Source organism: Paraburkholderia sp., from assembly GCF_035501035.1.
GTDB lineage: Bacteria > Pseudomonadota > Gammaproteobacteria > Burkholderiales > Burkholderiaceae > Paraburkholderia.
Map to the genome: position 1 here is coordinate 1 of NZ_DATJWR010000388.1, position 9,558 is coordinate 9,558.

At 63.8% G+C, this 9,558-nt stretch carries 8 protein-coding genes; 7 read left to right on the forward strand and 1 reads right to left on the reverse strand.

The window, feature by feature from the left end; translation table 11 throughout:
- Window positions 1-22: 22 nt before the first annotated feature.
- The 4 genes from VMJ11_RS27855 (at window position 23) to VMJ11_RS27870 (ending at window position 5,337) form a co-directional block, all read left to right on the forward strand.
- On the forward strand, window positions 23-1,615 hold the full coding sequence (locus VMJ11_RS27855; protein ID WP_325623820.1) for an ABC-F family ATPase: 1,593 nt from the start codon (window positions 23-25) through the stop codon (window positions 1,613-1,615).
- Between the two features lie 197 nt (window positions 1,616-1,812).
- Window positions 1,813-3,246, forward strand: a complete 1,434-nt coding sequence (locus tag VMJ11_RS27860) for an aldehyde dehydrogenase family protein (protein ID WP_325623810.1) — start codon at window positions 1,813-1,815, stop codon at window positions 3,244-3,246.
- A 171-nt stretch (window positions 3,247-3,417) separates the two neighbouring features.
- Complete coding sequence (locus tag VMJ11_RS27865; protein WP_325623812.1) at window positions 3,418-4,608, forward strand: nitronate monooxygenase family protein; 1,191 nt, start codon at window positions 3,418-3,420, stop codon at window positions 4,606-4,608.
- Between the two features lie 129 nt (window positions 4,609-4,737).
- Complete coding sequence (locus tag VMJ11_RS27870; RefSeq protein ID WP_325623822.1) at window positions 4,738-5,337, forward strand: OmpW/AlkL family protein; 600 nt, start codon at window positions 4,738-4,740, stop codon at window positions 5,335-5,337.
- A 96-nt stretch (window positions 5,338-5,433) separates the two neighbouring features.
- Here the strand turns inward: VMJ11_RS27870 and VMJ11_RS27875 are convergent, their stop codons facing one another.
- The gene (locus VMJ11_RS27875; RefSeq protein ID WP_325623814.1) at window positions 5,434-5,637 is read right to left on the reverse strand and encodes a DUF1289 domain-containing protein; all 204 of its coding nucleotides are present in this window, start codon (window positions 5,635-5,637) and stop codon (window positions 5,434-5,436) included.
- A 671-nt stretch (window positions 5,638-6,308) separates the two neighbouring features.
- Between VMJ11_RS27875 and VMJ11_RS27880 the strand changes: the two genes are divergently transcribed.
- The 3 genes from VMJ11_RS27880 to VMJ11_RS27890 all read left to right on the forward strand — a co-directional run.
- Complete coding sequence (locus VMJ11_RS27880; protein WP_325623816.1) at window positions 6,309-7,409, forward strand: polyamine ABC transporter substrate-binding protein; 1,101 nt, start codon at window positions 6,309-6,311, stop codon at window positions 7,407-7,409.
- 138 nt (window positions 7,410-7,547) lie between these two features.
- A complete protein-coding gene (locus VMJ11_RS27885; protein WP_414694484.1) occupies window positions 7,548-8,708 on the forward strand; it encodes an ABC transporter ATP-binding protein in 1,161 nt (386 codons plus the stop codon).
- A partial coding sequence (locus VMJ11_RS27890; protein WP_325623818.1) for an ABC transporter permease subunit occupies window positions 8,705-9,558 on the forward strand: 854 nt, incomplete at its 3' end. The genes VMJ11_RS27885 and VMJ11_RS27890, both read left to right, overlap by 4 nt.

Here is a 9,558-nt window from a genome sequence, read left to right on the forward strand (position 1 = left end):
GATCTACTTACCGGGACGCGCTGTGCTCTCTACCGCCAACATCACCATGCAATTCGGGCCGAAGCCCTTGTTCGAGAACATCTCGGTCAAATTCGGCGAAGGCAACCGCTATGGCCTGATCGGCGCGAACGGTTGCGGCAAGTCAACGTTCATGAAGATCCTGGGCGGCGACCTCGAGCAGAGCTCGGGCACGGTCGTGCTGGAACCGAACGTGCGCCTCGGCAAGCTGCGCCAGGACCAGTTCGCGTACGAGGACGTGCGCGTGCTCGACGTCGTCATGATGGGCCACACCGAAATGTGGGCCGCGATGACCGAGCGCGACGCGATCTACGCGAATCCCGAAGCGACGGACGACGACTACATGCACGCCGCCGAACTGGAGGCCAAGTTCGCCGAGTACGACGGCTACACGGCCGAAGCGCGCGCGGGTGAACTGCTGCTTGGCATCGGTATCGGCACCGAGTTCCACAACGGCCCGATGAGCGGCGTGGCGCCGGGCTGGAAGCTGCGCGTGCTGCTCGCGCAGGCGCTGTTCTCGAAGCCGGACGTGCTGCTGCTCGACGAACCGACCAACAACCTCGACATCAACTCGATCCGCTGGCTGGAAGATGTGCTCAACGAGTACAACTCCACGATGATCATCATCTCCCACGATCGACACTTCCTGAACCAGGTCTGCACGCACATGGCGGACATGGATTACGGCACGCTGAAGGTCTGGCCCGGCAACTACGACGACTACATGCTGGCTTCGGCGCAGGCGCGCGAGCGTCAGCAGGCCGCGAACCAGAAGGCGAAGGAGCGTGTGGCCGACCTGCAGGACTTCGTGCGCCGCTTCTCGGCGAACAAGTCGAAGGCGCGCCAGGCCACCAGCCGTCTGAAGATGATCGACAAGATCAAGATCGAGGAATTCAAACCGTCGTCGCGTCAGAACCCGTTCATCCGCTTCGAGTTCGAGAAGAAGCTGCACAACATCGTCGTGGTCGCGGAAGAGATCACGAAGAAGTACGACCGCGCGATCTTCAGCAAATTCAGCATCAGCGTGCAACCGGGCGAGCGCATCGCGATCATCGGCGAGAACGGCGCGGGCAAGACCACGCTGCTGCGCTCGCTGCTCGGCAACCTGGCCGTCGACGGCGGCTCGGTGAAGTGGGCCGAGAACGCGAACGTCGGCTACATGCCGCAGGACACGTACGAAGAGTTTCCGGCCGACGTCACGCTGATGGACTGGATCGACCAGTACCGCCAGGAAGGCGACGACGAGCAGTCGGTGCGCGGCACGCTGGGGCGTCTGCTCTTCAACGCCGACGACATCAGGAAGTCGGTCAAGGTGCTCTCGGGCGGCGAGAAGGGCCGCATGATCTGGGGCAAGCTGATGCTCGGCCGCCACAACGTGCTGCTCATGGACGAGCCCACGAACCACATGGACATGGAATCGATCGAGTCGCTGCAGATCGCGCTCGAAAAGTTCGAAGGCACGCTGGTTTTCGTTTCTCACGACCGCGAGTTCGTGAACGGTCTGGCCAATCGCATCATCGAAGTGAAGACCGACGGCACGATCAAGGACTACAGCGGCAACTACGAGGACTTCCTCGCGAGCCAGGGGCTGCACTGAGGCCTCGGCTGAGCCTGGGCGAGCCAGGACGGCAATAAAGGCGGGCGGCGCGAAAGCGTCGCCCGTTTTGCTTTTGACGACATAGGCCGCGCGCGTCCAGTGCTTTGCGCCCCGTACTTTACGTTTGCGTCAACCAAGCTAGAATGCGGGATCGCCGCGGCGCAACCGCGAATACACATGGAGACGGGAGCAAGCACATGAAACACTACGACCAGCTCTACATCGGCGGCCAATGGGTCGCGCCACAGGGCAAGGGCACGATCGACGTCATCGACTCGGGCACCGAAGCGGTAATGGGCCGCATCCCTGAAGGCGTCGAAGCCGACGCCGAGGCAGCCATCGCCGCCGCGCGCGCCGCCTTCGACAAGTGGGCCGCGACGCCCGCCGCCGAGCGCGGTGCGTATCTGCAGAAGATCGCCGACAACCTCAAGGCCCGCACCGACGAGCTCGCGCAATTGATCGCAGGCGAAGTGGGCATGCCGCTCAAGCTCGCGCGCGCGATCCAGGTGGGCGGCCCCATCTACAACTGGGGCGCCTATGCGAAGCTCGCGAGCGACTTCCAGTACGAGGAGCGCGTGGGCAACTCGCTCGTCGTGCGCGAGCCCGTGGGCGTGGTTGCCGCCATCACGCCGTGGAACTATCCGCTCAACCAGATCACGCTCAAGGTGGCGGCCGCGCTCGCCGCGGGCTGCACCGTCGTGCTCAAGCCATCCGAAATCGCGCCGCTCAATGCGTTCGTGCTGGCCGAGGCCATTCACGAGGCCGGCTTGCCCGCGGGCGTGTTCAATCTCGTGACGGGCTACGGCCCGGTGGTCGGCGAGCTGCTCGCGCGTCACCCGGACGTCGACATGGTGTCGTTCACGGGTTCGACCCGAGCGGGCAAGCGCGTGTCGGAGGTGGCCTCGGCCACGGTCAAGCGCGTCGCGCTGGAGCTGGGCGGCAAGTCGGCCTCCGTCGTGCTCGACGACGCCGACTTCGCAGCCGCCGTGAAGGGTACGGTAGGCGCATGCTTCCTCAACTCGGGGCAGACCTGCTCGGCGCATACGCGCATGATCGTGCCGGAGTCACGCTATGAGGAGGCGCGCGAGCTCGCGAAGCAGGCCGCTGAAGCGTTCACCGTGGGCGATCCGCGTGACGAGAAGGCGAAGCTCGGGCCGCTCGCCTCCGCCGTGCAGCAACAGCGCGTGCAGCAGTACATCGAGCGTGGCATTGCCGACGGCGCCGAACTCGTGACCGGCGGCACGGGCATGCCCGAAGGCGTCACGAAGGGCTTTTTCGTGAAGCCAACCGTGTTCGGCCGCGTGCCGCGCGATGCGGCCATCGCGCAGGAAGAAATCTTTGGGCCGGTGCTCACGATCCTCACGGCGAAGGACGAAGACGACGCAGTGGCAATCGCCAACGACTCGCCCTATGGCCTCGGCGGAGCGGTCTGGGCAGGCAGCGACGCGCGCGCGATGCGCGTGGCGCGCCGTATCCGCACGGGCCAGATCGACATCAACGGTGGCACCTGGAACATGGCCGCGCCGTTCGGCGGCTTCAAGCAGTCCGGCCACGGCCGCGAAAACGGCACGTACGGCCTCGAGGAGTATCTCGAATACAAATCGATGCAGTTCAAGTTGCCAAAAACCTGATGAGGCAACACGTCGCGCTATCGCAAATCTTTCCGCGTGACGTGTTGATGAAAGTCATTGATGCGGGCGCCTTCACGGGCGCCCGCTTTTTATTTTGATGCGAATCAATGCCAACTGTGGGGTACGCGCGACTATAAGCGCTTTGTCATCGACACACCAAAGCGGGCCACCATGTTTCCTACACACACCTTCGCTCCGCTCGAGATTCGCGGCCGTCAACTGCTACCCATCGTGCAGGGCGGCATGGGCGTCGGCATTTCGGCGCACCGGCTTGCGGGCAGTGTCGCGCGCGAAGGCGCGCTCGGCACCATCGCGAGTATCGACCTGCGCCATCATCACAGCGATCTCATGGAGATGTGCCGCGCCGATCCCAGCCACGATACGCTCACGCGCGCGAATCTGATCGCACTGGGCCGCGAAATCGCGGCGGCGCGCAAGCTTGCGGGCGGCAACGGCATGATCGCCGTGAACGTGATGAAGGCCGTGAGCGCGCATGCCGACTACGTGCGCGCCGCCTGCGAGCACGGCGCCGAGGCCATCGTGATGGGCGCGGGCCTGCCACTCGATCTGCCCGATCTCACGGCGGGCGTCGACATCGCGCTCGTGCCGATTCTCTCCGACGCGCGCGGCGTCGCGCTCGTGCTCAAGAAGTGGATGAAGAAGGGCCGTCTGCCCGACGCCATCGTGATCGAGCATCCGGCCCATGCGGGTGGCCATCTCGGCGTGACGGACATCGCCGACATGGACAACGATCGCTTCGCGTTCGCGAAGATCTTCGAGGAGCTCGAAGGCGTTTATGCCACGCTCGGCATCACGCGCCGCGACGTGCCGCTCGTGGTGGCCGGCGGTATCAACAGCCACGAGGCTGTGTGCAAATGGCTCGAGGCGGGCGCAAACGGCGTGCAGGTCGGCACGCCGTTCGCCGTGACCGAGGAGGGCGACGCGCATCCGGCGTTCAAGCGCGTGCTCGCCGACGCGAAGCCCGAAGACATCGTCGAATTCGTGAGCGTGACGGGGCTGCCCGCGCGAGCGGTGAAAACGCCATGGCTCGAGCGATACCTGCGCAACGAGTCGCGCATTCGCGCGAAGATCGGTTCGCTCAAGCTCGCCTGCCCGACCGGGCTCGAATGCCTATCGGCTTGCGGCCTGCGTGACGGCATCGAGAAGTTCGGCCACTTTTGCATCGACACGCGGCTGGCCGCGGCGTTGCGCGGCGATGTTGCAAACGGCTTGTTCTTCCGCGGCCGTGAAGCGTTGCCATTCGGTAACGCGATTCGCAGTGTCCGCGACCTTCTGGAACTGCTGCTAACCGGTATTGCGCGACCTGCGGTCGCACATCGTGCGGTCTTTGCACTGGCTTGATAGCTGTCAATGCTGCATCGGACTCCGTCTCTGACAATTTGTAAGCCTCTGCGAGCGCATGTCTACAGATACGGGGAAGTAACGATGCAAAAAGCAATCAGCAAAATAGCAGCAACCGCCGCGCTCGCAATGGGCGCGGCCTGCTTCGCGGCGCCGGCCAGTGCGGCCGGCTCGCCCGACACGGGCATCTACGCGGGCGACTGGCTGGTCCGCCTGCGCGCGATCAGCATCATGCCGGACGCGCGTTCGAGCGACACGCTCAGCGCACTGGGTACGAACGTGAACAACGCCATCGTGCCCGAGCTCGACTTCACCTACATGGCGACCGACAACATCGGCGTGGAGCTGATTCTCGGCACGTCGCGCCACCAGGTCACGTCGAACATCGGTGCGCTCGGGGGCGTGGGCGTGCTGCCGCCCACGCTGCTGCTGCAGTATCACTTCAACAACGCGGGCAAGGTGCGGCCGTACGTGGGCGCGGGCATCAACTACACGCTCTTCTACAACAACGGTCTGCACGCGGGCAACCAGTCGGTTTCGATCAACAACCACAGCTGGGGTCCGGCGCTGCAGTTTGGCATCGATTTCCAGGTGACGAAGAAGGTGTTCGTGAACGCGGACATCAAGAAGATCTGGATGCACACCGACGCGTCGCTGGCTGGCACGCCTCTCGGCACACTGCATATCGATCCGCTCATCGTGGGCCTCGGCGTCGGCATGAAGTTCTGATTGCCCGCCTGCCTCTTTGCAAACGCCGGCTTGCCCGGCGTTTTTTATTGCAGCGCTCAGTTCATCGCCTGGTTCGCTGCCTGGTTCATCGCTCAGTCAGGCGCGGTCCTTGTGGAAGCGCATGGCGGTGCCTTCGCGTTCGATGCGCTCCCACACGGCGCGCTTTTCCGCATCGCTCAAGAACACCCAGTTGGAGACCTCCACGGCCGTGCGGCCACAGCCTTTGCAGATATCGTCGAAGAGGGTCGAGCACACGCCGATGCACGGGCTGTCGGGGAGGTCGTGGAGGTTGGATGCCATTGAAGAGCCTTGGGGCGTGGCCGGTGCGTCGGGCGCGCCGGCTTCGGTACGAAACGCCGCTATGTTAACCGATACGGACGGAGGCGGCCGCCCGCGCTCCCTGGCCGCGCGGCGGCGAGCTTGCATGCGTAATGGGTCGTACTGGCGCTCCGCCCGCAGCAAACCGAAACGCTCCGGCCTTTGCCTCCGCCGTAGCAGGGCGTTGAACACCGATCATCGACCGCGCAACTGCAAGGAGACAGCAAGGTGGCAGATTCGATGCGCTGGGGGGAAAGGCCTGCGGCGTCGGGCTTGCGGCTCGACGCATGCGCTCGGGGGGCGTGAGGGCACACGATACCGGGGCGGCGGCGCGGACTTCCGGTGCCCGTGCCACCGCACGCCGCGGCGCGCGTGCCGCCCGCGCGGGAGCGGGGCGTCGCGCGCTTGCGCCATTCGAAGCGGTTTTTTGTGGACACGGCCCGTGAAACGGCTAAAATTGCGCGCGATTTACCGTCCGCGCGGATCTTCGTGATCCTGAGAGGGCCGATGTTCCGTTTGCGCGACAGGCCGGCGTTTTTTTTGTCGCGTGGCATGTTTGATGGTAGGTTCGGTAAAGTCAAGGGGAGCCGCGCGATGCGCGGTACGAGGCGAGGCAGGCAGCCGGCACGAGCCGGTCACGATCGGAGAACGGGATGAAGAGACGGATGGTGGCGCAACTGGCCGCGCTCGCGCTGTGCGCGGTGCCGTGGATGACGTCGGTGGCGAAGGACACGCAGTTGAACGTGTACAACTGGTCCGATTACATCGCCAAGGACACGATTCCGAACTTCACGAAGCAGACTGGCATCCAGGTCAAGTACGACAACTACGACAGCGACGACACGCTCCAGGCCAAGCTGCTCGCGGGCAACTCGGGCTACGACATCGTCGTGCCGACCAGCAACTACGCGGGCAAGCAGATTGCCGCCGGCATCTTCGCGCCGCTCGACAAGTCGAAGATCCCCAACCTCAAGTATCTCGATCCGCAACTGATGGCGCTCGTCGCCGGCGCGGACCCGGGCAACAAGTACGCGGTGCCCTGGGCGTACGGCACGACCGGTCTCGCCTATAACGTGAACAAGGTGCAGCAGATCCTCGGCAAGAACGTGCCGCTCGACAACTGGGACATCCTCTTCAAGCCCGAGTACATCTCGAAGCTGAAGGCCTGCGGCGTTTCCGTGCTCGATGCGCCGGACCAGGTGTTCGCTGCCGCGCTGCATTACATCGGCAAGGATCCGCTCTCGACCAATCCGGACGACTATCGCGCTGCGCTCGCGATGATGAAGAAGATCCGCCCGTACATCACGCAGTTCAACTCGTCGGGCTACATCAACGACCTCGTCGGCGGCGACATCTGCTTCGCGTACGGCTGGTCGGGCGACGTGGTGATCGCCAAGCACCGCGCCATCGAAGCGAAGAAGCCGTACAAGATCGAGTACTACATCCCGAAGGGCGGCGCGCCGATCTGGTTCGACGTGATGACCATCCCGAAGGATGCGCAGCACAAGGAAGCCGCACACGAGTGGATCAACTACATCGAGACGCCGCAGGTTCACGCGGCGATCACGAACGCGGTCTACTACCCGAGCGCGAACATGGAAGCGCGCAAGTACGTGGACAAGGACATCGCGAACGATCCCGCCGTATATCCGCCGCCCGAAGTCCTGAAGACGCTGTTCCTGCTCAAGCCGCTGCCGCCTGAGATCCAGCGCCTGCAGACGCGTCTGTGGACCGAATTCAAGTCGGGACGCTGACACGGTCGGCGCCGCGGTTGAAATCCGCTTGTTCCCGCGCTTGTTCCCGCTTTACCCCGAGCCCTCGGCAGATGCCGGGGGCTTTGTTCGTCAACCCCGTCCAGCATTTACGCAGAAACAGGCAGGGCAGAGAGAATCATGAGTGACCAGTCGAGCGCGCCGGCAGCCGCCGGTACGCTGCCTTCGGGCTTCACCGCGGCAGATTTCGCCGCGGACAACTTCGTGCAGGTCGTCGACGTCGTCAAGAAGTTCGGCGAGACGACGGCCGTCAAGGGCGTCAATCTGTCGGTGAAAAAGGGCGAGCTGTTCGCGCTCCTCGGCAGTTCGGGCTGCGGCAAGTCCACCTTGCTGCGCATGCTCGCGGGCCTCGAAACCGTCACGTCGGGCAAGATCCTGATCGACGGCGAGGATCTCGCCACGCTGCCGCCGTACCGCCGGCCGGTCAACATGATGTTCCAGTCGTATGCGCTCTTTCCGCACATGACGGTGGAGTCGAACGTCGGCTTCGGGCTGCGCCAGGAAGGCGTGAAAAAGGCCGAATTGAAGGAACGCGTGGAGAACGCGCTCGAGCTCGTGCAGATGTCGCGCTTTGCCAGGCGCAAGCCGCACCAGCTCTCGGGCGGCCAGCAACAACGCGTCGCGCTCGCGCGCTCGCTCGTCAAGCGTCCGAAGCTGCTGCTGCTCGACGAGCCGATGTCGGCGCTCGACAAGCAGATTCGCCAGCGCACGCAAATCGAGCTCGTCAACATTCTCGACAAGGTGGGTGTGACCTGCATCATGGTCACGCACGACCAGGAAGAAGCGATGACGATGGCGAGCCGCCTCGCGGTCATGAGCGAAGGCGAGATCATCCAGCTTGGCACGCCTAATCAGGTCTACGAATTTCCGAACAGCCGCTTCTCGGCGGAATTCATCGGCTCAACCAATCTCTTCGACGGCAACGTGGTCGAAGATGAGCCCGATCACGTGTTCGTCGAATGCCCCGACCTGCCGGTGCGCCTGTACGTGAACCACGGCATCACCGGACCGCTCGGCATGCCCGTGACGATCTCGGTGCGCCCCGAGCGCATCGCGCTCACGCGCAAGCCGCCCGAAGGCACGTTCAACTGGGGCAAGGGCGTCGTGAAGAACATCGCGTACATGGGCGGCTACTCGCTCTATCACGTGAAGCTCGACTCGGGCAAGACCGTGGTCGCGAACATGTCGAGCCTCGCGCTCTCCGAGATCGATTCGCCGACGTGGGAAGACGAAGTGTACGTGCGCTGGAGCGCCTCGGCCGGTGTGGTGCTGACGTCATGAACGGCGTGCTCAAGAACATCCTGAACTGGCCGGTCAAGCGCTTCAACCTGACCGGCCGCACGGCGGTGGTGGCGGGCCCGTTCTTCTGGTTGCTGCTGTTCTTCCTCGTGCCGTTCATCCTGGTGGTGAAGATCAGCTTCGCCGACCAGCAGCTCGGCATCCCGCCGTACACGGAGCTCGCGTCGTTCGCGGACGGCGTCTGGCACATCGCGCTCGACTTCTCGCACTACGCGTTCCTGTTCCAGGACAGCCTGTATTTCGCGACCTACGTGAACTCGGTGGTCGTGGCGGCCATCTCGACGCTGCTGTGCCTCTTGATCGGCTATCCGATGGCGTACTACATCGCGCGCTCGAATCCGGCCACGCGCAACATCCTCATGATGGCGGTGATGCTGCCGTTCTGGACGTCGTTCCTGATTCGCGTGTATGCGTGGATCGGTATTCTGAAGAACAACGGACTGCTTAACAATTTCCTGATGTCGGTCGGCATCATCCATTCGCCGCTCGAGCTCTATCACACGAACACGGCGGTCTATATCGGCATGGTCTATTCCTACCTGCCGTTCCTCGTGATGCCGCTCTACGCCCACCTCGTGAAGATGGACCTCACGCTGCTCGAAGCTGCCTACGACCTCGGCGCGAAGCCGTGGCGCGCGTTCCTCGAAATCACGCTGCCGCTTTCGAAGAACGGCATCATCGCGGGCTGCCTGCTCGTGTTCATTCCGGCGGTGGGCGAGTACGTGATTCCGGAACTGCTGGGCGGTGCGAACACGCTGATGATCGGCCGTGTCATGTGGAACGAGTTCTTCGACAACGCCGACTGGCCGATGGCCTCCGCCGTCACGTGCGC